Genomic DNA, 23285 nt, shown 5'->3' with positions numbered 1-23285 from the left:
GCGCCCGGTTATTGCGTCACCGTGGCAGGCTTCGGCAACGCGATATCGCCCTGGGCCCAGGCCGCTTCGCGGTTGGCCAGCGCCGTGGCAATCGACTGGACTTCGGTCGATTGCACTTCGTTTGGCAGCGGGTCGAGGCCGGCGCTGGCAAAGATCTGCCCGTAGGCGTTGCGCAGGTCGGCGTAGGCCAGGTCACGGCGCAGATCGGCCTGCAGAGTATTGAGTTCACCCTGGATCAGGTCCAGCTCACCGATGCCGGCAGCCTGGTGACGGCTGCGCAGTTGGCCGACAATCTGCCCGTCGATGTCCGACAGTTGCTGGCTGGTCTTGAACTGGCGCAGCGCTTCGCGATAGTTCGCGTTGGCGACGTACAGCTGCGCCAGCACGGCAATCGACATCGCCTGGCGCCGCGCCGCCGCCACTTCTTCCCCGGCCTTGGCCACGTCGATGGCCGCCGGGGCGGAGATCACGTTGAACAGGTTCCAGGTGACTTTCACGCCATAGTCGGCCCAGCCCTGTTCCACCAGGAACGAGTTACTGTCGTAATGCCCGCCGGCGGAAAACTCCAGCCCCGGCAGCAGGCGCAACATGGCCTTGCGGGTTTCGGCGGCGGTGATGCGGGTCTGGTAATCCTGCTCACGCAGTTCCGGACGGCTGGCCAGGGCTTCCTGTTCCAGACGGGCCAGGTCGACCTTGAGTTCCGGGATGGTGTATTCATCCTGGGTCGCCAGGGTCAGCTCGGTGCCCAAGGGCAAGTTGATCAGGGTCGCCAGTTCGGTCTTGGCCAGGGACAGCGCCCGGCGTTGCTCTTCCAGTTGGCGGGTGGCCTGGATCAGCGAACGCTGGTAACCCAAGGCCTGTACCGGGTCACCGATGCGTTGTTCGCTCATGCTCTGGCTGTTGTCACGCGCCGCCTCGACCCGGGCCATCAGGCTGTCGATCTGCTTGAGCAGGCGCTCGGCGGCCATGGCGCGCCAGTAGGCCGAACGCACGTCCTGGACGATGGTGTTGATCACCTTGCGCCGGCGTTCCTGCACGATCAGGCGCTGGTCCCCGGCCTGCTTGGCGCTAATGTAGCTCACGCCGAAATCGAGCACGTTCCAGACCATGGTCAGGTCCGCCACCTCACGGTCGCGGTCCTGGGAGGTCGACGGCTCCAGGGACTGGGTACCGGTTTCCACACTCTGGCTGCTGGAGGCACTGACGTTGTTGCGGCCCACATAACCGGCGTCCAGGGCCATGCGCGGCAGCATGTCGAAACTGGCCAGGTCCAGCTGACGCTTGGCCAGGGCTTCCTCCATGATCTTCAAGCGGCCTTCGAGGTTGTACTTCACCGCCCGGGCCATGGCCTGGTGCAGGGTCAGTGGGCCGCTCAAGGGCTCCTGATCCTTGTACATGTTCTGCAGATCCGTGCGAGCGCGCTGTTCGCTGACGCTACGCTCGATCGGATCGCTGGTGACCGCACATCCACTGACCACCAACGCCAGCACACTCATACCGAATAACTTCTGACTTCTATTCATTCCCTGGATTGCCCCTGGCTGCCCCAATATTTTTTAGAGTTCAGGCCTGCACTTGGCTGATGCCGACCTGTTGTAAAGCCATTGCCAGGCTATTGACCTGACGCTGCTCCGTGTCCTTGAGTTGTTGCAGTTGCTGGCCCAGAGTTGGTGCGCCGAACAACCCGCGGGCGCCATCGCCGCCCTGCATCGACTGACTGCCAAAAGCGTCCATCGATTCACTTTCGGAACCGGTGTCGCGGTTGAACAGGCCCGAGACCGTGCTGCTGCCAAACACCCCGCCATCACCACCACCAAAGCCCAGGAAGCCCTGGCCGGAGCCATCGCCAGCAGCGTCGCTGCTGAATACTTGCGCGATATAGCTCGGCGCCAATTCGCCGCGGTTGATGAAAATGTCCCCTATCGGCCGAAGACCACCGCCCACATCCCGCTGTTCAAACAGTGGAGGGAAGCCCAGCGGCGAGCCAAGATCGCCCGTTGGCGGTATGAAAACGATCGGCTGCAACGGCACCTCGGACGGCGGGATAACCGTGACCGGGTCCGACGTCAGGAATTCCGGCGGCGGCTTCACATCGTTGGGCACCACGGTGTCGATCGCATAGTTGTTGGACACCGCCACGCTGGCCCCGGCGTTGCCTGTCAGGTCGCTGACGTTGCTGGTGTCCAGGGCGATGAAGTTGCTCGGGTCGGTGAGGTTTACCGTTGGTGTGAACGTGGCCGTCCAGGTCCTGCCGCCATCGCTGGTGGTCAGATTGGTCAGTTCGCCGTTGGTGACGCTGAGGTCCGACAGGTCAAAATCCGTCACCGCTTCGCTGAAGGTGAAGGTCACCTGGGTCGTCTCGCCCACCGTCAGGTTCGGATCGGCAACCACGATGGTTGCCGTCGGCCGGTTGGCGTCGAGTGCGTAGTTGGCGGAAATCGCGATGCCCACTCCAGCGTTGCCGGCCAGGTCCTGCACGGTGCTGGCGTCGAGCAGGATCAGGTTGGTGGCGTCGGTCACGCCCGCAGTTGGCGTCAGGGTCGCCGTCCAGGTCAGGCCGCCGTCACTGCTGGCGAGGTTGGACAACACGCCATTGGCGACACTGAGGTCCGACAAGTCGAAACCGGACACCGCCTCGGTGAAGCTGATGGTCACGGTGGTGCTCTGGCCGATGCCCAGGGAAGTGTCGCCCACGGTGATGGTGGCGCCCGGGCGAACCGTGTCGATCGCGTAGTTGTTGGAGTTCACCACGCCGACGCCACTGTTGCCCGAGGCGTTGACCACGCCACTGGTGTCCAGGCTGATCAGGTTGCTGGTGTCGGTGATGCTGGCCGTCGGGGTGAAGGTGGCCGTCCAGGTAACGCCGCCGTCGGAAGAAGAAACGTTGCTCAGCGTGCCGTTGCTGATGGTCAGATCGCTGTTGTCGAAACCGCTGACCGCTTCCGAGAAGGTAATGGTCACCAGCGAGGTTTCCCCCACCTTGAGTGCGTTATCGGCCACCACGATCGTGGCAGTCGGGACCTGCGTTTCGACCGCGTAATTGGCCGAATCGGTGGTGCCTGTCCCGGTATTGCCGGCCGCGTCGCTGACCCCGGTGTTGTCCAGGGTGATCAGGTTGGTGACATCGGTCACGCCCTGGGTCGGGGTGAAGGTCGCGGTCCAGGTCAGGCCGCCATCGCTGCTGCTGACGGCACTCAGGGTGCCGTTGGCCACGCTCAGGTCAGCGTTGCTGAAGCCGGTCACCGCTTCGCTGAAGGTGATGGTCACCTGGGCGGTTTCACCCGGTTTCAACACCGAATCGCTCAGCACGATGGTGGCGGTCGGACGCTGGCTGTCGACGCTGTAGTTGTTCGAATCGGTGCTGCCGCTACCGGCGTTACCCGCCAGGTCGGCGACGCCGCCGTTGGCGAGGGTGATGACATTGCTGGTGTCGGTGATGCCAGCGGCAGGCGTGAAGGTCGCGGTCCAGGTGATGCCGCCGTCACTGCTGCTCAAGCCGCTGAGGGTGCCGTTGGCGACGGTCAGGTCGGCGGCGGTGAAGCCGGTCACGGCCTCGTTGAAGGTGATGGTCACCAGCGACGTCTCGCCCGCGGCAATGGCCGTGTCGGCGACGACGATGGTTGCCGTTGGGCGCACGGTGTCGATGGCATAGTTGTTCGAATCGGTGCTGCCGACGCCGGCGTTGCCCGAGACGTTGACGACACCGGTATTGTCCAGGGTGATCAGGTTGCTGGTATCGGCAATGCTCGCGCTCGGGGTGAACGTGGCCGTCCAGGTAACGCCGCCGTCGGAGGACGACACGTTGCTCAGCGTGCCGTTGCTGATGGTCAGGTCGCTGTTGTCGAAACCGCTCACTGCTTCATTGAAGGTGATGGTCACCAGGCTGGTTTCACCGATGCTCAGGGCGGTATCGGCCACCACGATGGTCGCCGTTGGCACCTGGGTGTCGATGGCGTAGTTGGCCGAATTGGTCGTGCCGGTGCCGGTATTACCCGCCGCATCGCTGACGCCGGTGTTGTCCAGGACGATCAGGTTGGACGTATCCCGCACGCCGAGGGTCGGCGTGAAGGTCGCCGTCCAGGTCAGGCCGCCATCGCTGCTGCTGACAGCGCTCAGGGTGCCGTTGGCCACGCTCAGGTCAGCGTTGGTGAAACCGGTCACTGCCTCGCTGAAGGTGATGGTCACCAACGAGGTTTCGCCGACACTGAGGCTGGAGTCGGCCATGACGATGGTCGCCGTTGGGCGCACGGTGTCGATGGCATAGTTGTTCGAATCGGTGGCGCCAACGTTGACGTTGCCCGCCAAGTCAACGATGCCACCGCTGTTGAGCGAGATGACATTGCTGGTGTCGCTGATGCCAGCGGTCGGTGTGAAAGTCGCGGTCCAGGTGATGCCGCCGTCGCTGCTGCTCAGCCCCGAGATCACGCCGTTGGCGACCGTCAGGTCGGCACTGGTGAACGCGGTCACGGCCTCGCTGAAGGTGATGGTCACCACCGAAGTTTCGCCGGCGGCAATGGCGGTGTCGGCCACAACGATGGTCGCGGTTGGACGCACGGTGTCGACGACGTAGTTGTTCGAATCGGTGGTGCCGACGCCGGCGTTACCCGAAGCGTTGATCAAGCCGGTGTTGTCCAGGGTGATCACGTTGCTGGTATCGGAAATGCTCGCGCTCGGCGTGAAGGTGGCCGTCCAGGTGACCCCGCCGTCGGTGCTGCTCATGGTACTGAGCGTGCCGTTGCTGACGGTCAGGTCCGCATTGTCGAACCCGCTGACCGCCGAGTTGAAGGTCACGGTGACCAACGAGGTCTCACCGATGCTCAGCGTGGTATCGGCAATCACGATGGTCGCCGTCGGTACGTTGGTATCGACCTGATAGTTGTTGGAGTTGGTGGTGCCGGTACCCGTGTTGCCCGCCGCATCACTGACGCCGGTGTTGTTCAGGGTGATGACGTTGGACGTGTCGGTCACCCCGAGGGCCGGCGTGAACGTGGCCGTCCAGGTGAGCCCGCCATCACTGCTGCTGACCGCACTCAGCGTACCGTTGGCGACGCTCAGGTCCGAATTGTCGAAACCTGTCACCGCTTCGGAGAAAGTGATGGTCACCAGCGACGTTTCGCCGACGCTCAGGGCCGTATCGGCGACCACGATGGTGGCGGTCGGGCGCAGGGTGTCGACGACGTAGTTGTTGGAATCGGTGGTACCGCTGCCGGTATTGCCCGCGCCATCCACCACGCCCGTGTTATTGAGCGTGATCAGGTTGGTGGCATCGGAGATACCGGCACTCGGGGTGAAGGTCGCGGTGTAGGTGATGTTGTCGCTGGTGCTCAGGCCGCTCAGGCTGCCGTTGGCCACGGTCAGGTCGGCCAGGGTGAAGCCGGTCACGGCCTCGCTGAAGGTAATGGTCACCACGGAGGTTTCGCCCACGGCGATGGCCGTATCGGCGACCACGATGGTGGCGGTTGGGCGCGCGGTGTCGATGGCGTAGTTGTTGGAGTCGGTGGTGCCGCTGCCGGCGTTGCCCGCCGCGTCAGTCACGCCGGTGTTATCCAGGGTGATGAGGTTGCTGGTATCGCTGGTGCTGGCACTTGGCGTGAGCGTGCCGGTCCAGGTAATGCCGCCGTCGCCGCTGCTCAGGCCAGTGACCGTGCCGTTGGCGACCGTCAGGTCGGCGGTGGTAAAGCCCGTCACCGCTTCGTTGAAGGTGATGGTCACCAACGAAGTTTCGCCAACGCTCAACGCATTGTCGGCCACGACGATAGTCGCGGTCGGACGCTGGGTGTCGACCGCGTAGTTGTTGGAGCTGGTGGTGCCGCTGCCGGTGTTACCGGCCGCGTCCGTCACACCGGTATTGGCCAGGATGATCAGGTTGGTGGCATCGGTGATGCTGGCGCTCGGGGTGAGCGTCGCGGTCCAGGTGATGCCGCCGTCGCTGCTGCTCAACCCGCTCAAGGAGCCGTTGGCAACGGTCAGGTCCGCCAGGGTGAAGCCCGTGACGGCCTCGCTGAAGGTGATCGTGACCAGGGACGTTTCACCGATGTTCAGCGCGGTATCGGCCACCACGATGGTGGCGGTCGGGCGTAGCGTATCGATCGCGTAGTTGTTCGAGTCGGTGGTACCGGTGCCGGTGTTTCCGGACAAGTCAGCAATACCGGTATTAGCCAGTGTGATCAGGTTGCTGGTGTCGCTGACGCTGGCGCTCGGGGTCAGCGTTCCGGTCCAGGTGATACCGCCGTCGCTGCTGCTCAGCCCGGTGACCGTACCGTTGGCGACCGTCAGGTCGGCGGTGGTGAAACCGCTCACCGCTTCGTTGAAAGTGATGGTCACCAGCGACGTTTCGCCGACTCTCAACGCGGTATCAGCGACCACGATCGTGGCGGTCGGACGCAGGGTGTCGATAGCGTAGTTGTTGGAGTTGGTCGTCCCCACGCCGGCGTTGCCGTTGAGGTCCGCCACGCCGGTGTTATTCAGGACAATGAGATTGGAGGTATCGGAAATCGCCGCATCCGGCGTCAGGGTGGCCGTCCAGGTGATGCCGCCGTCGCTGGAACTCAGGCCGCTGATCGAGCCGTTGGCGACGGTCAGGTCGGCGGCAGTGAAACCGCTCACCGCTTCGCTGAAGGTGATGGTCACCACCGAGGTTTCACCGACCCTGAGGGCGGTGTCGCTGACCACGATGGACGCCGTGGGCGCCACGGTGTCGTTGACGATGTAATTGTTCGAGTCGGTGGTGCCCACGCCGGCATTGCCGGCCAGGTCGGCAACGCCGGTGTTGTTCAGGGTGATGATGTTTGGTGGTGTCGGCGATGTTGCTGGCCGCGGTCAACGTACCGGTCCAGGTGATGCCGCCGTCGCCACTGGTCAAGACGCCGATGGTGCCGTTCTGCACCGTCAGGTCCGCCGCGGTGAGACCGGTCACGGCCTCGGAGAAGGTGATGGTCACCAGCGACGTGCCACCGGAGTTCAGGTTGGTGTTGGCCACCACGACAGTCGCGGTCGGCGGTGTCTCGTCCGGCACATAGTTGGTGTTGATGGTGCCGCCGTCACCGTAGACGTTGGCCACCGACGCCGGTGAAACGCCAGCAGTACCCGCACTGGTGCCACCCACGCCGCTGCCACCGACGTTGCCGGCCAGGGCGGCGAAGTTGGCGGCGGTGATCAGGATCGAGCCTTTGTTCCAGATGGCCCCGACACCGACGCCGCCGGCACCGCCCGTGTGGTTGTAGCCACCACCGGCACCACCGCCACCACCGCCGCCACCTGCACCGACGTTGTTGGAAATGACCGAGTTGCCGATGATTCGCAGGGTCGCGCCGGTATCGTTATAGATACCACCGACTGCTCCGCCACCGGCGCCGCCAATATCGTTATAGCCGTCACCACCGCCACCGCCACCGATGGATAGCCCACCGCTGGAGGCCGTGCCGCCCGCGGAGCCAGTGCTGTAGCCCGGATATGCGGAACCGCCAGCCCCGCCGGTGGAGGAACCGCCACGCCCGCCCATGTTGAAGAAGCCACCCCCGGCGCCGCCTTGGCCGGCCGAGCCGTCGGAGCCCGTGGCATTGAGGGTGTCGCCGCCCTTGCCGCCGGTACCGCCAGTGATCGCACCACCGCCGCCACCACCGCCACCGGCGTATTGCGGCGTGACACCACCACCGCCACCACCACCCGAAGCGGCGTTCGCGGTGACGGTGACGTTCCTCAGGGTCAAGGTGCCGGCGTTATAGATCCCGCCCCCCTTTGACACCAGCGCATCGTCGCCGCCATTACCGCCGTTACCCGCCACCATGCCGCGAGTAATCACCAGACCATCGAGGGTAGCGGTGGTGCCGGCCGTCACGTTGATGATCTGGGTGCGATATTGCCCGTCGAGGGTGACATCGGCGACGTTATCGTTGTTGAGATCACCATCGATGGTGACGTTTCTATTGACGTCCAACACCTGGGTCAGCGCGACGGTCATGCTGGTATTGAAGGTGACAATGTCGCCGTTCTGCGCCGAGTCCAGGGCGGCGCGCAAGGAACCGATACCCGAATTGAGGTTGTTGGTAGCGGTCCAGGTAGCCAGGCCCCATTGGTACTCGCTCATGGCAGTGGCCGAGAGCACGTTGGCACTTTCGATGTTGCCGGTGGCGATTTCCAGGTCCCAGTCGCCGCCCAGGCCGGTGCGGTCGGTGGACGCCGCCACGTCGCGGCCAGTCAACTGCGCCAATGAATCGACCAGGCTCAGGCCGCGCTCGCCTTCGGCGGTGTAGCAGCCATAGATCAGGATATCGCCGCCGGCGTTCATGTCCTGGCCGATCTGCGCCAGCACTTCACTGCGGGCCTGGACGTTGTCCGCCGACAGGTAGCTGTTGCCCAACCACAGATCGCCGGCGTTACCGTGGGCGATGATCTGCACCGAACTGATGCCCTGGTGGGTGTCCAGGTAATCGGCGATCTGCTGCAAGCCGTCCTTGTTCGCATCCAGTTGCACCACCTGGGTACCAGGCGCCACGCCTTCGAGCAGATTGGCGGAATCCTTGACCCGGGAATCGACAAACACCACGGCCTTGCCCGGCACGGCAGCCTGGGTGGCATCGACTTGGCCCTGGGGCGCATGCGTGTCGGTCGGCTGGTCCGCCGTGGGCGTCTTGGCCGCCTCGGCAGACGGCTGGGCATCCGGTTGCGCGGCATCGGCCACGGTTGCGGCCACCGCGCCGTCGAACAGCATTCGCGGCTCCAGGGACATGATCATTGGCGATGCCAGGGCCTGTGTGCCCTCGGTTACCCGCGATTTGCCTTTGCTCCACCACATGACGATCACCTGGACTCGAACTTTTAAACACGCAAATGAAAAAACCGCGAGTCAGCTGACCGCGGCGTCGGTTTTCATACGAATGACATTGGCGGCGCTTGCGGACCCATCGCGCCAGAACGACAACTCGGCATATTTTTCAAACAGATCCGGCGGCAGCAGGGTCCGCCGGGCTTGCGGCGCGACCTTGGGCTTGACCTTGTGCAAGCCGGCAACGCCCAGGGCCTGGTCGAAGGCCGGGGCGTCATAGGTCAAGTGATTGAAGTCATGTTCGAACCAGGGCTCGCCGATGAATTCGTACACCAGACGCATCACCCGCTCCGGGGCCTGGCTCAACAAATCGTAATCAACGATCAGCAGCGACTCGGCGTTCTCACCGTAATAGGCCTCTTTGAGCGCCGTCCAGGCGAACCCCACCAGGCGGTTGCGCTGGGCCAGGGTTTCACAGCGGCTGTAGACGGTATTGCGCTCATCATCGTCATTGAACAGCTTGGTGTTCTCGAACGGGTTGGCACGATAGAGCCGCTCCAGGCTGTCGAGCACCCAGGCCACGTTGCGCACGCAAGCGATGGTCTTGGCTTGGGGGAACAGGTCCTGCAGGGCAGGCAGGCGCGCGCACCATTGGCGGTTGGTGTCGAAGATGACCGGTTTATCGGCTTTGTCGGCGTAGTAGGAATCGAAGAGGCCGCGCAGCAGGCGGCGACGCAGGTCGGTGTCGATCACCGAGCCGAACTCACTGCCGGCACTGCACTGCTGCAGGACGCTGCTGAACAGCGAACCGACGGGGCTGGTCATGCCGGCATGGAAGCGCGGGTTCTGCAGCAAAATGGCAGAAAGCAGGGTCGAGCCCGAGCGCGGTAAACCGGAGATAAAGTGAAACTGCGGCAATCCATTCACCTTGTTTGTAGTCCTTTTGTTACGCAAGCGTAGCCGAGGAAATAATCGGCGACTAGTAGTACTTTGATATCAAATCCATCCAAATCCGTAAAAAAGATGGACGGTATAGGTGCCATGCGAACCTGAATCGATTAAGCCGATTCGCGATATTTTTCCTCCCGTCTCGCTCGGCAGAATCAAAAATCCCGGTCTACGCTCAGCCGTGCGTGACCAGGCCAGGGAATAAAGGAGTCGGGCTGATCGCACTCTTGTCCTTCACGTCCGGGCACTGCAAGACCAATCACCTGAAGGATGAGGAATCTATGGAAGTATTCATCGGCACTATCCAGTCATTCGCCTTTAGCTTTGCACCCAGTAATTGGGCGTTGTGCAACGGGCAGACGCTTTCCCTTTCCCAATACCAGACCCTGTTCGCCCTGATCGGCATAACGTACGGAGGCAATGGCCAGACCACCTTCATGCTGCCCAACCTGCAAGGTCGCCTGCCCTTGGGCCAAGGCAATGGCCTGGGCCTGACCCAGCGTGTCATCGGAGAAATCTCCGGCACCGAAAACGTCACAGCAACGCTCAACAACCTGCCCAACCACACCCATGCCCTCACCGGCATCACCGCCTCGACCACCCTGCAGTTGGCCAACCCGGCCAGCAACCCGGTGAATACGCCGACGGCCACCAACTCGTTCATCGGCACCTCGGGCACCGGGCCGGGCGCGGCGAATATCTATTCCGACCAGATAGGCGCCTCGCCGGTGTCGTTGCAAGGCGTCACCACCACCGTCAACGGCACGGTCTCCCCCACGGGCGGCGGCATGCCGATGGCGATCATGAACCCGTTCCTGGCGATCAACTTCAGCATCGCCCTTCAAGGCTATTTCCCATCCCGCAACTGATGAACCGCCGGAGGGCTGCGGTCCTCCGGCCTTTTGGAGTGTCGACATGCTGCAACAGGTTCATAGCCGCCATTTCCAACCGCTGCTGGGCCAGACCGGCAGCCTGACCCTGCCCGACGGCAGCCGCCTGCCGGTGCGTTTCGAAACCCTTGAAGAAACACCTCGGTCAAAGCTGCCAAACACCGAACGCATGCCCTTCAGCGTGGAATTCAACAGCCTGGAAAGCACCGCGTTCGTGGATGGGCTCTGTGGGTTGGAAGTGCCGGAACTGGGCAAGCTCGAGGGGGTGTTCGTGTCGCGGATACCGCCCATGGGACGGGATCCGGCGCTGGGGTATTTCTACATCGCATTCAACTAAAGACTGATGAGGCCCTTGTGGGAGCGAGCTTGCTCGCGATGGCAATCCTCCATCCACCCGGGAACCTGTGGTCCGGGCTGACGCCATCGCGAGCAAGCTCGCTCCCACAGAGGGATCACTCAGTTGCCTTTCGGATACCAGACCAATCTCTCCGCCGCCGGGTTGCTTTCCTGCACCTCGAAACCCAGCGCCAGGTAGTGCCGGCGTGCATGGGGGTTGCTGGCCCAGACCACGGTCGCCACCGGGCAACGGATCTGTTGCGCGGCTTTCTGTACCCCTTGCAACACCGCCCGGCCATAGCCCTGCCCTCGGGCCTGGGGGATGAAGGCCAGGTACAGCACGCGGATTTCATTGGGCCCGAAATCCGTGCTCAACGCGCCGATCGCGGTGCCGAGTTTTTCCACGACGTAATGCATGGCGTTGGGAAAGTTCTCGCCCAGCCCTTGCTCCTGCACCTGGAACTGCTGGGCAATCACCTGCTGCACTTGCTCGTGCTCGCCGTCGATCCATTGCAGATCCGGCCGTGCCGCCTGGTAAAGGCCCTGCAAGAACGGCCCATCGCTGACCCGCGATGGACGCACCACCAATCCCTCTGCCGCCACTGAATCCATGCTCGCTCCCTAGAACTAGAACCCGCTTTCCCTGACACCCAGCGCCGCCAACCGCCGCCAGGCCGCTCCCAACACCGACTCGCCCTTGCCCTGCAACACCGCCACGCCACGCAGCGGCTGCACCGGGGCGGACATGTCGTCCACTGCACTCAGGCGCACGCCGTATTGGGCCTGCACCGGCTCGGCCCGCTGCTGCGAATCGCGGCGCACCGCAATCGGCCCGTGATGGTCGGACGTCAACGCTTGCTGTTCGACCCAGGCCACGCCGTTGGTGTCGATTTCATTCAACTGCACGGCAATCGACGTGTGCATCGGATCGTCAGCGATGAACCGCCCCGTGGCACCCGGCTCGACCCGCCAAAGCTCGGCTTCGGTGAGGTACCCGCGCAAGCGTGAATCGGTCTGCACCACCCGCGCCAACGCCTGGGTCGGTGACAGCCAGCGACCTACCGACAGTTGCGGCAACAAGTCGCGCACCTGGCCAGCATGGGGCGCACGCAACAACAGGCGTTCACGCTGGGCCACCAGGCCCCGGTACTCGGCCACCGCTTCGGCCAGTTGCTGTTCGACGATGCCGGCATCGGCGGCGGTTTCACTGCGCCCGGCCTGACGGCGCATCTGCAACTGTTGGATCTGGATTTCCCGGCGCACGATGGCCAGGCGCGAGGCCATGTCTGGAGACTCCAGCTCGATCAACACGTCGCCCTGGGCCACGGTCTGGCCGTCGCGCACATTCACCTGCTTGACCCGTGCCGCCACCGGCGCATGCAAGGCACTGGCCCGCCCGGCTTCGAGCATCGCCGGTACTTCCACCGCGCTGCGCCAGGGCAACAGCAACGCCAACAGCAACGCCATCAACACCAGGCCGCTCAGGAGCATCCGCCCACCGTGGGCTTGCTCACGGCGGCTCCACCATTGCCGCCACTCATTCACGATGGGCATAAAAATGAACCACACCAATTCCACCATCATCAGAAAAATGCCCAACACCTTGAAGAACAGGTGATAGACCGCCAGGGCAATCCCGAAAAACAACAGCGCCCGCCACAGCCAGGAGCCGTATCCCCACACCAGCAAACGGCGGCGCATCTTCGGCGACCAGGGTTCCGGTGCCGCCGCGCCATAACCGAACAAGGCTTCGCGCAGGCGCCAGCGGCACAGGGCGAACGCACGCCCCTGAAGGTTATCCACCGCCCAGAAATCGCTGAGCAGGAAATACCCGTCAAAACGCATGAAGGGGTTCAGGTTGATGATCAACGTGGTGATCCAGGTGGCGCTGGCCAGCATGAACGCCGCGGTGCGTGCCGGCCCGTCGGGCAGCAGCGACCAGGCCAGCAGCGCGATGCACGCCAGCAGCAATTCGGCCAGGACTCCACCGGCACCAATCAACAACCGTGCGCGGCGATCGTTGATACGCCAGGCGTCGCTGACGTCGGTGTAGAACATCGGCAACAGCACCATGAACGCCACGCCCATGCTTTGCACACGACAACCGGCGCGCTTGGCCATGAAGGCATGGCCGAATTCGTGGCACAACTTGGCGAAGAGCAACGCCGCCCCGAACGCCAGCGCACCGCCCAGGCTGAACAGGTGCGGAAACGTCGCGATGAAGCGCTGCCAGTCCCGCGACACCAGGAAGATGCCGAGGCCCAGGGTCAGCGGCAGGCCATAGCGCAGAATCCTGGGGCCGAACCGCGCCAACCAGGGCCAGGCCCGGTTGAGAAAAGCGTCCGGGCGCCACAGCGGAATGCGAAAAAACAGGTATTGATGCAGCAGGATCTGCCACAGGCTCTGGCGCTGTGCGGCGGTCTTGAAGAGGTAACTGTCGCGCTGTTGCGGGTCCATCGCGCTGATCAGATCATGGCCGCGCAAGAAGCCCAGCAGTTGCTCCAGCGATTCACCGTTGAGTGGCAGGCCCGGCTCACGGTTCGCGGCCTGCAGCACCTGTTCCGGATCGCCCAGGGACCAATGCCGCAACATGCGCATCGCCGCCGCGCCAAGCTTGAAATAGCGCCCGCGCACCGGGTCGGCCAAGGTCCATTGCGGTGAACCGTCCGGGTCCGGTGCCGCTGGGGACAATTGCAGGTCTGGCCGCAGGCTCGGCAGGTCCATGCTACAGGCCGACGCTCTGGCGCAGCCCGGCCAGGGGCCGACGCAACAAGTACAACGCCAGCGGCGCGCGGTCGCCGAAGACCTTCGCCGTGCCCCGCAGGCCAATGCGCGGCGCCGTGGCATCGAAACGCGCATCCAACCGATACGCCAGTTGCCCGGCGGCGGTAGGCTGCGCTTCATAGGCCGAGCGCTCGAGCCAGGCCAGGTGGCGCTGCAACGGGTCGCTGTCGAGAAACAACGCCACCTGCGCGCCAGGCTCCAAGGCAATCGCGTCGCCCACCGCCAATTCAATGCGCAACTCGGCCTGGTTCGGATCGGCGATTTCCATCAATCGTTCGCCGGTCTGCACCGGCTTGCCGAGCCAACGCTCGGCGTCGGCGAACACTGCGATGCCGTCCCGCTCGGCGCGTACTTCGCTGCGCTTGAGCAGTTCAAGCGCGTAGTTGCGCTCGGCGCGTTTCTGTTCGACGCGGGCGGCCAGCAGGTCAATCTTCGAGCTGGATTCAGCGTCGGCAAACGAGCGCTGGGAATTCGCCTTGAGTTCGGCCTCGGCCACGCCCAACGCCCGCTCGGCCACATCGGCCTGGGCCTTGAGGTTGGTGCTTTCGAAACGCAGCAGCAGGTCGCCGTTCTTGACGGCCTGGTTGGGCTTGACCAGGAACTCGGCGATCACCCCATCCAACGGCGCCGCCACCACCTGCCCGCCCAACGGCACCACTTCGGCCGGGGCCAATACGGACTGGCGCACAGGGATCAGCAAGCCCAGCAGCAACACCGCCACTAGGGCGACCTGGCGCTTGCGCGTCCAGCGCAAGCGCCACGGCTTGCGCGGTTGCAGCGCCAGCCAGGCGTGGCTGTAGGTGTCGCCCAATTGCGACAGCAGCACTTGTTCGGGCGGGGTCCATGGCAGGTCGCGGGCCAACCACAACCCGCCGAACACCTGGCTCTGATGATCGATCAGCGGCAGCCAGAACACCTGCCCGGCCGACAGGCTGCGCCAGTCTGCCCGGATGGATTCGCTCACAAGATCGGCGGCAATCACCCGAGCTTGATTCAACAGGCCCTGCTTGAACAGTTGCGCCACCGCCTGCTCGACAAACGCCACGAACGGCGCATTCGGCTCCACGGTACTGACGCCGGTCACGGCCTGGACCTTGCCAGCAATCAACAACGCGGCGTGGCGAAACCCGAACAAGGCCTGGCCGTCGTTGACCAGGCTATAGCTCAATTGCGCCGGCGTACGTGCGGCCCGCGTCTGGCGCTCCAGGTCAAGGAAGCGGGCAAACACCTGCTCGGCGTTACCCGTTATCGGCGCGTTCACTTCGACTCCGAAAAACGCGCCGTGCCGCTCATGCCGGACAACAAGCCAGAGGCATCCGGCACGCTCGCCACCAGCAGCAGGGTCTGGCTACCCTCGTCGATGCGCGCCCCCAGGCGCTTGACCGTCGCTTGCAACGGCTTGCCGGTTTCATCGGGGACGAAGGTAAAGGGCTGGCCGGGCTTGAGCCTGTCCATCCAGCGTGAGGGCACCAGCAGGTGAATCTCCAGGGTGCGGTTGTCGACCACGTCCAGCAACGGCGCGCCGGCCGCCACGCTTTCATAACGCTGGACCTTGCGCGCCACCACCTGCCCGTCGAACGGGGCGATCACGCTGCAGCGCTTGACCTGAACCTGATACACCTGGGACTGCGCCTGGGCTTCGCTGAGCCGCGCCTCGGCCCGCGACACCTCGAAACGCCCAACGGATTTCAACGCCGCCAACTGCCGGTTATGGGCCAGCTCTTCACTGGCACCACGGCTGGCCGCCTGGGCCGCATTGAGCTGGGCCTGATAGGCCGAACAATCGAAACGCGCCAGGGTGTCGCCCTTCTTGAACGACTCGCCCTCACTGAACGGCAACTCGACAATCCGCCCTGCCAACTCACTGGCCAGCACGGCCTGATCCCGCGCCCGAAGCACCCCACGCGCCTCGCTGCCCGAGGCATTGGCCGAGATGTTGCTCTCCAGCAACGGATCGTCGGAAGCCGGCGTTTGCGCCTGAACTCCGCACGTGATGAAGGCCAATCCCACAACCCAACTACTCAAACGCCGCATGACCGTTACTCCCTGACGGATGGGCGGAGTCTACGACAGCGGTGGGGGGCGTCAAGGGAGTAGCGGTGAGAGGTATGAAATCTGCTGGTCATACACGCTCTGTGGCGAGGGGATTTATCCCCGCTGGGCTGCGCAGCAGACCCAAATGGCTGAAGACCCGCAGCCCGACACACCGAGTGACTGCTTTCAGGGCTGCTTCGCAACCCAGCGGGGATAAATCCCCTCGCCACAGGTTCTGTGATCGACGGATCATCGCGCAGGTCTACTCCACCAACGTCAACTCACCATCGCAATACACCACCTCACGCCCCAACCAAGCCACATCGACCTGAGGCAATACCGCCGAGGGTTTGCGCAGTTCACGCAATAGCGTCGAGCCGTGGGACAAACGCCCACCCATGCGTGCAATCACCGCCCGGGCGCTTTGATAGTGGGCGTGGCGGCCAGGGTCCAAGGTGTCTTCCAGCAGGATGTCCTCGCCCAGAATGCCTTGGGCCTGACCCGGATAGATCAGGAACCCGCTCGCCTGCTCGGTGCCTTCACGACCGTCCTGCCAGAAACTGCCGTCACGGCTGCGAATGTCCGGGTGCGGCGCGAACCACTGTGCCCGGTCCCCCGTCGGCATGGCGTGGTGCAGGCGAAAGAAAATCCGCATCAGGTTGTCGCGATACCATTCGCGCACTTGCAGGTAGTAACCGCGCAACCCCGGCAGACCGGCGCCATGGGCCAGGCGAATCGCCAACGGCCATTGAGGGAATGCCTGCAACGGCAACTCGGTCGGCGCCGGGCGTGGCGTCGCCGGGTCGGTTTCCCACGGCAGGCGATGAGGGCTGTGTTCAAGGTCGTCATAGGCGGTTGGAGGCCGCCCCAGCAGATCGCCGCCGCTGCTGGCCAACGCGGTCGCGATGCACAGGTTGCCCTGCACCACGAACACATAGAACCGGGTGAACCAGTCAGCCAATTGCTGGCCGCCAGCGCCCTCTGCGGTCAGTTCATGCAGCTCCCTATCGAAGCGTCGCAAACCGTTTTCCAGTGTTAGCAAATGACCCCGCGCGATGCGCTGCATACGCAGGAACAACGGCAGCGAACGCACCAGGCGCAGGGGCCGCCAAGGTAGATGCGGGGTGGCGCCACCGACCTCACCGGCGTAGCTGCTGGCGCTGATGCCCCAGTCGGCCAGTCGGGCGAGAAACAGGTCGTTGTTGATATACGAAGCACCGCCAAACACCGCCGTGAAAGGCTCGTTATCCTGCAGCACCCGTGAATCCCAACGCGCCATGATCGCCGGAATGCTTGCCGCCGCACGGCGCTGGGCGTACTCCACCAGAACACTGGGTTGCGGCGGCAGGATCTCGGCGATGTTGGCGGCGGTCAGGTGCCGGCGCCAGCCGTAGTCGCTGATCGGCCGATATTGCAGCAGCCAGAGTTGCGTGCCGTCCCAGGCCCATTCGACGTCGCCGGGCACATAGTGAAAGACCCGCAGTACGCCTTGGAGAAACCGCCAAAGCGCCTCGGCGGTCAAGCCATGGGCTGGCTTGAATGCACCGCTGTTCCATGACTCACCGAGACGGGACACGATCGCCCGCTCGGGGCTCACCTTGCCATCGGCCAACGACTCCAGATGCCCTTCGACCCACTCCAGTTCGACTGACAGGTGACGCACGAAGGCGATCCCGGACAGCCGTGGCGTGATGAAACGCTGCACCACCACTTCCTCGACACCCGTCGCGCTCAACTCGGCAATGCGCGCCGGTACGTTGCCGGTCGGCTCACGCAGGAACGTGGTGCTCAAGCCCGCATTGGCCGCATCGGCCTGATCCTCGCCATAACTGGAGGAACGCACGGCCCAGAGAGCGTCCGGCTGGCTCTTCAGAAAGCTCGGCAAGCGCGGATCATCGCAATCGTTGAGCGACAACGCCGCAGGCACCGGCTGCCCGGCCAGTGCCGCCAGGCGCAAGCGTCCGCCCTTGGTATGCGCGACGAAGCCACGCTCGCCGGACTCCAGCCACGCCGCGAACTCGGCCGGTGCGTCGATCCATGGATAGTGACCCCAGCCGGGTTTCAGGCTGATGGTCAAATCGGCACGGGCAAGAATGGCCGACCAGGCCGCCGCTTGGGCGACGCCCAGCACCTTGTCCTGATCGCCCCACACCAATTCGACCGGGTCGCTGATCCACTCCAGCAACGGCAACGCGGTGTCGGCACGCACCAGGTCCCAGTGCGGCACAAAGGCGCGGCAGCGGGCATAGCCGGCGCCCATGCGCTGGTACTGCGCGGGCGTCCAGGCCTGGCTGGAAAACTTGTGGGCAAACAACGTTGGTTTGTTCGCCAGCAGCCAATGAATGGTCTTGCGAATCGGCAGCGGCGACATCAATGCCGGCAGTCGCCGCTGCCACAAAAATGCGCCCACCGGCGCCAGCAACACACTGCGGCAAAAGTGCCCCGGCTGACGTTGCAAGGCGTGCAGCACCAGCAAGGCGTTGACCCCGACCGCCATGATCGCGCTGCCCTTGTCCGTGACCGCCAACAACGCCTGGGCATAGGCCGCCAGGTCCTCGCAAGGAGCTTGGGGGTTGTTGCCGAAGCCGGGCAGCTCCAGCGGCACCACGTCATAGTGTTGAAAGTGCGGCAAGGCGTCGTCCCACCAATCGGCGGCGCTGCCGTTGCCAGCCAGCAGGTACATCCGGGGCTTACTCATGGGCGGTCCTCAGGCCAGGTCGCGCAGGGCAGCGTCGAGCGTCGGATAACGGAACGTATAGCCGGCCTCGACCAGACGATTGGGCACCACGCGTTGGCCGTCGAAAAACAGCTGGGCCATCTCACCTGCCAAGGCACGCACCGGCGCGGCAGGAATGTGGAACCACACCGGACGCTTGAGCACCTTGCCGACGCTTTCGGCGAACAGCGCCTGACTGACGGTTTCTGGCGCCACCAGGTTATAGGTGCCGCTCAAGCGTTCGTCATCGAAAGCGCGGGCGACGACGGCAATCACGTCGTCGCGGTGCACCCAACTCATGATTTGCCGACCATCGCCCATCCGCCCGCCGAACCCCAGGCGAAACGGAATCAGCAGCGGCAACAATGCGCCCGCCCGGCCCGAACACCACGCCCAGGCGCATCACCACCTGGCGCACGCCCAGCTCGGTGGCGGGCAACGCCGAGGCTTCCCAGCGCGCAGAGTTCGGCCATGAAGCCATCGCCTCGGGTGGCGCTTTCATCGAGGCTTTCGCTGGCATCGCGCACGCCGTAAAAACCGACAGCCGAGGCCTGTATCCACAACGCCGGTTTGTGCCGGGCGTTTTTCAACCAGGCCATCAAGGCCTCGGTGGTGTTGACCCGGCTGGCAATGAGCTGCGCCTGGCGCTTGGGGCTCCAGCGCGGCCCGGCCACTGGCGCGCCCGCCAGGTTGATCAGCACATCGAAGGTTTCCTCATGCCCCAGCTTGCCTAGCGAACGCAGGCAGCGGGCGCGGCCGTCAAACAGATACGCCGCTTTCAACGGGTCACGGGCCAGCACGCTGACCGTGTGCCCGGCGTCGAGCAGTTGATTGACCAGCGTCTCGCCGATAAACCCGGTGCCCCCCGTGACCAGCACGCGTTTGTAGGCGCCACCGGCAAACGGGTTGGCGGGCTTGCCCGCGCGCTGCATGCGCAAGGCTGCCAAGCCGTCGCGGATCCCCGAGGCCGTGACGCCGATGGCGAACAAGGTCAGCAGCCAGCCGCGCCAACCCAGGTCGATCCCGCTCAGGCCAGTGGGCAAACTCGCCCACTGCGCCAGTTGCACGCCGTACAGCGCGAAGAAGGCCCCGCCGTTGACCGCCAGCACCGTGTGCATGATGCGTTCGATGGCCGGCAGTTTGCGGCTGCGGTCCTCGACCACAAAGTCCCACAGCGTCAGGCCGATCTCCAAGGCGAACAGCAGCGCGATGACAATCGCCCACGTCCCCTCAAAGGCCAAATGCGCCATGCCGAGGAACAGAATCCCGTAGAAGCACGAGCGCAAGGCGTGGATCGACAGCTCCAGCCGCGCACTGTGGCGGTAGGGCAAGGCGACGGTGAGTTCGTGGTGATAGAGGGTATCCAGCGCACCGAGGATTGCCTGGGCAATCAACAACGTGATGGCCCAGTCCAGCAGTGAAAAATCAGCCATGGTTTGAATCACTCGACGCGTTGTCAGTCAGGGAGGTACGGCGGTCATGGCGATAGAGCCAGAACAGCGGCGGTAATAAAACGAGCAGGGCGATGCTGTCGAACCACAGGTGCGACCAGACCTGGGCCTGGGCGGAAATCAGCATGTCCTGAGGCGCCCACAGCAGGATGCCGGCGATTATCCAGCCCCAAGGCATGGCGCTTTTCAATCGATTGCCGATATGGACGAGGGCGAGCATGTACAGCGCATAGCTTTGCAACGTGGCGCCGAACAAGGCCAGCCACCAGACTTGTTGCGTGCGGGCCGTAGCGGGCACGACATTGGCGCCCCAGAACGCCTGCTCGATGGTGTTCAGATAACCGTCGAGCAAGCCGGAGTGACCGGCCCAGGTCAGCTTGAGGCCGGCGAGCAGGTGCATCAGGGCCGCCGCGTACAACCAAATGACCAGGGCGTTGCGAAGGGTGCGGTTAGGGGTTGGCATTCCATGTCCTGAAGGCTTGCTTGAGGGCGGCCAGTCTAAAGGAAATGGGAGGGGCTTTACTTGGCTAATGGGCGGGACGGAGATAAATAAAATCCGCCGCCTGGAGCGCATGAAACCGGCACCGAATACCGTTGTGGCGAGGGGATTTATCCCCGCGGGGCTGCGCAGCAGCCCTAAAACCAGCCGCCTCGGTGTGTCAGGTTGTTGGTCTTCAGCCATTTGGGGGCTGCTGCGCAGCCCAGCGGGGATAAATCCCCTCGCCACAGGTTCTGTGTACCGCTTACCTACAGCAGAGTCCTAGGAGATTTCCTTCAAGTTGCGGCGATGTTGGTGAACTTGTCCGCCTTCGGGCCCACCGCTAGTCTGGGTTTGTCACTGAAAAAACGGTGACACGGACGTGCAAGTCCGTTAAAAACACGCCCAATAAATGCCACCAGCCATTTATAGAGCATTCGTGCTCGTATTTTATGGCGGCTGTGTGGGGGGAGACCTTCGGGTCTGCCGAGTTTTTGGGCGTTCTTTACTCGGTCTTGCACACCCTCTCATAGCTGCCACCCTTACATCGCGTGCAAGCGAGCCAGGGCGGTTCTTAATTGAATAGGAAGCCCAAACTATGTTCAAGCCCACGCCCAATCCTCCACAATCCTCACCTGAAACCTGCGCTGAAACCCCAGCCTCAAAAAAACTCGACGAAACCGCCCAACGCGTCCTCGACTACTACCTCAACCCCAAACCCACCGATGAAGCCCCGGGCAAAACCCAAACCGCCCAACTCTTCATGGTCGCACCGGACATCGACACCGAAACCCTGCTGGCCAATGCCTCCGAAGACTTGCTGTCCATCAGCGCCATCGCCGCTGACCTGGCTGATGATGTGGACGGTTTGCGCCGTAGCGTCATCCTGGCGATCAGCCGGATGGCCGACGGGGTGCATTTGTTGGTGGAGCGGGCGATGGATCGGCTGGAGGTTCAAGCGGCGGGCTGACAGGCCTGCGGTGAATTGAAGATTGCCATCGCGAGCAAGCTCGCTCCCACAGGGGGAGGTTGTGTCGAACCCAATATCGAGACACAACACCGCCCCAGTGTGGGAGCGAGCTTGCTCGCGATGACGTCAGCCCAGACAACCCAAAGCCCTGGCAAGGAGTATTACCTAGTCAACGCTGCATCCCCCAACGCTTCACCGTCACCCGCTCCAGGGAATCAAACACCAAATTCTCCACCAACAACCCAATCAAAATCACCACCGCCAACCCGGCAAAGACCTTGTCGGTGTACAGCTCATTACGGTTCTGGAAGATGTACCAGCCCAAGCCGCCCTTGCCGCTGGTGGCGCCGAACACCAGTTCGGCGGCGATCAACGTGCGCCAGGCGAAGGCCCAGCCGATCTTCAACCCGGCGAGGATCGACGGCAGCGCCGCCGGGATCAGGATGAACAGCACAAAGCGCAGGCCCTTGAGCCCGTAGTTGCGCCCGGCCATGCGCAGCGTTTCCGATACACCGAGAAACCCCGCATACATGTTCAACGCCAGCGCCCACAGCACCGAATGCACCAGCACGAAAATCAGGCTGTTCTGGCCCAGGCCAAACCACAGCAGCGCCAACGGCAACAGGGCGATGGCCGGCAACGGGTTGAACATCGAGGTCAGGGTGCTGAGCAAGTCGCGACCGAATTGCGTCGACACGGCCAGCGTGGTCAGGCCGAACGCCAAAACGATGCCCAGCAGATAGCCCTTGAGCAGCACCACCAAAGAAATCCACACCTTGCCCAGCAGCTCGCCGCTGAGCAAACCGTCATACAACGCGCTGGCGGTCTGCAAGAAGCTCGGCAGCAGCAGGTCGTTGCTCTGGTAACGCGCCACGCCCTCCCACACCAGCGCCAGCAATAACAGGATCAAACTTTTGCGCAGCCAACTCTGTTGCCAGAGGCGCTGACCCAGGGGCAACTCGCGTTCCAGCGGCACTTGGGTCAGGGGTTGCAGGTCGACTTCGTATTCTTCGCGCGCAGGCGATAACTGGCTCATGAAACGCTCCCCTTAATACGCAATACGGATGTCAGCGAAATCCAGCTCACGCTCGGTCTCCGGCGACGGGCCCTCATCGAACAGCAACCGATGGATACGCCGCGCCGTGTGCTGGAACCCCACGCCACCGAGGCTTTGCAAATCGTATTGATGGCTGTGGATTTCCGCCCGGACCCGCCCTGGATGCGGCGACAGCAACAGGATGCGATTGCCCACCACCAAGGCTTCTTCGATGGAGTGGGTGACGAACAGCAAGGTGAAACGCACCTCCTCCCAGAGCAGCAGCAATTCTTCCTGCATCTTGCGTCGGGTCAGGGCATCGAGGGCGGCGAAGGGTTCGTCCATCAGGAGGATTTTCGGCTGCATCGCCAACGCCCGGGCAATCGCGACCCGGGCTTTCATGCCACCGGACAACGTGTGGGGGTAGGCATCGGCAAACGCCGCCAGGCCAACTTTGTCGAGATAGTGCAGCGCCCGCTCCTCGGCCTCGCGACGCTTGAGCGTGCCGGACGCCAGCAGCGCGAACATCACGTTCTGCTTCACGGTCTTCCAGGGCGGCAGCTGGTCGAACTCCTGGAACACCACGATCCGATCCGGGCCCGGCGCGTTGACGGTTTGGCCTTGCAAGCGAATCTCGCCTTCGCACGGCGTAATGAAACCGCCAATGGCCTTGAGCAGCGTGGATTTGCCGCACCCGGACGGCCCGAGCAATACAAAGCGGTCCGCCGGATCGACTTCAAAACTCACTTGATGAGTGGCCCGCACCACACGCTGCGGGGTGCGGTATTCCAGGCTGACGTTATCCACCGACAACAATGCCGTGTCGGTGCGGGTAGCGTTGCTGGCCACGTGGCCTTGCAAAAGCGCGTTCATGGCAA

Annotated in this window: 13 protein-coding genes and 2 pseudogenes; 3 read left to right on the top strand and 12 right to left on the bottom strand. The window is 63.5% G+C overall.

What is annotated here, in order from left to right:
* Positions 1–8: 8 nt before the first annotated feature.
* The 3 genes and pseudogenes from PSH84_RS05730 to PSH84_RS05720 all read right to left on the bottom strand — a co-directional run bounded on the left by PSH84_RS05730 (position 9) and on the right by PSH84_RS05720 (position 9691).
* Positions 9–1523 (bottom strand): TolC family protein, encoded by a 1515-nt coding sequence (locus PSH84_RS05730; protein WP_305469161.1) that lies wholly within the window; start codon positions 1521–1523, stop codon positions 9–11.
* Between the two features lie 40 nt (positions 1524–1563).
* Positions 1564–8794: pseudogene (locus PSH84_RS05725) on the bottom strand (Ig-like domain-containing protein).
* Positions 8795–8845: 51 nt separating this feature from the next.
* The gene (locus tag PSH84_RS05720; protein WP_305482397.1) at positions 8846–9691 is read right to left on the bottom strand and encodes a sulfotransferase family protein; all 846 of its coding nucleotides are present in this window, start codon (positions 9689–9691) and stop codon (positions 8846–8848) included.
* 302 nt (positions 9692–9993) lie between these two features.
* On the opposite strand from PSH84_RS05720, the gene PSH84_RS05715 reads away from it, so the two are divergent.
* Complete coding sequence (locus tag PSH84_RS05715; RefSeq protein ID WP_305469156.1) at positions 9994–10581, top strand: phage tail protein; 588 nt, start codon at positions 9994–9996, stop codon at positions 10579–10581.
* A 46-nt stretch (positions 10582–10627) separates the two neighbouring features.
* Positions 10628–10939, top strand: coding sequence for a DUF6916 family protein (locus tag PSH84_RS05710; protein WP_122565136.1), 312 nt, complete (start codon positions 10628–10630; stop codon positions 10937–10939).
* Positions 10940–11058: 119 nt separating this feature from the next.
* Here PSH84_RS05710 and PSH84_RS05705 read toward each other — a convergent pair whose 3' ends face one another.
* From PSH84_RS05705 to PSH84_RS05675, 7 genes and pseudogenes are all read right to left on the bottom strand, one after another.
* Entirely contained in the window at positions 11059–11550 is a 492-nt protein-coding gene (locus PSH84_RS05705) for a GNAT family N-acetyltransferase (protein WP_122565135.1), read from the bottom strand.
* A 15-nt stretch (positions 11551–11565) separates the two neighbouring features.
* Positions 11566–13662 carry a site-2 protease family protein gene (locus PSH84_RS05700; protein WP_305482396.1) on the bottom strand — a complete coding sequence of 699 codons (2097 nt, stop codon included), beginning with the start codon at positions 13660–13662 and terminating at the stop codon, positions 11566–11568.
* Between the two features lies 1 nt (position 13663).
* Entirely contained in the window at positions 13664–14983 is a 1320-nt protein-coding gene (locus PSH84_RS05695; protein ID WP_305482395.1) for an efflux RND transporter periplasmic adaptor subunit, read from the bottom strand.
* Positions 14980–15756 carry an efflux RND transporter periplasmic adaptor subunit gene (locus PSH84_RS05690; protein ID WP_122565132.1) on the bottom strand — a complete coding sequence of 259 codons (777 nt, stop codon included), beginning with the start codon at positions 15754–15756 and terminating at the stop codon, positions 14980–14982. Before PSH84_RS05690 ends, PSH84_RS05695 begins: the two co-directional genes overlap by 4 nt.
* Before the next feature lie 262 nt (positions 15757–16018).
* Positions 16019–18454, bottom strand: a complete 2436-nt coding sequence (locus PSH84_RS05685; RefSeq protein ID WP_305482394.1) for an alpha/beta hydrolase — start codon at positions 18452–18454, stop codon at positions 16019–16021.
* Between the two features lie 9 nt (positions 18455–18463).
* Positions 18464–19905, bottom strand: a pseudogene (locus PSH84_RS05680) (TIGR01777 family oxidoreductase).
* Positions 19898–20386 (bottom strand): cell division protein, encoded by a 489-nt coding sequence (locus PSH84_RS05675; RefSeq protein WP_305482393.1) that lies wholly within the window; start codon positions 20384–20386, stop codon positions 19898–19900. The pseudogene PSH84_RS05680 and the gene PSH84_RS05675 overlap by 8 nt, the downstream one beginning before the upstream one ends.
* A gap of 613 nt (positions 20387–20999) precedes the next feature.
* Here PSH84_RS05675 and PSH84_RS05670 point away from each other — a divergent pair.
* Entirely contained in the window at positions 21000–21371 is a 372-nt protein-coding gene (locus tag PSH84_RS05670; RefSeq protein WP_305482392.1) for a DUF6124 family protein, read from the top strand.
* A gap of 169 nt (positions 21372–21540) precedes the next feature.
* Here PSH84_RS05670 and PSH84_RS05665 read toward each other — a convergent pair whose 3' ends face one another.
* On the bottom strand, positions 21541–22407 hold the full coding sequence (locus PSH84_RS05665; protein ID WP_122565127.1) for an ABC transporter permease: 867 nt from the start codon (positions 22405–22407) through the stop codon (positions 21541–21543).
* Positions 22408–22419: 12 nt separating this feature from the next.
* Positions 22420–23280 carry an ABC transporter ATP-binding protein gene (locus PSH84_RS05660; RefSeq protein WP_122565126.1) on the bottom strand — a complete coding sequence of 287 codons (861 nt, stop codon included), beginning with the start codon at positions 23278–23280 and terminating at the stop codon, positions 22420–22422.
* Positions 23281–23285: the final 5 nt, after the last annotated feature.

Origin of the sequence: Pseudomonas beijingensis (assembly GCF_030687295.1) — a bacterium.
Classification (GTDB): domain Bacteria; phylum Pseudomonadota; class Gammaproteobacteria; order Pseudomonadales; family Pseudomonadaceae; genus Aquipseudomonas; species Aquipseudomonas beijingensis.
The sequence above is the reverse complement of the archived record's forward strand: the minus strand, read 5'-3'. Positions and strand labels throughout refer to the sequence as shown.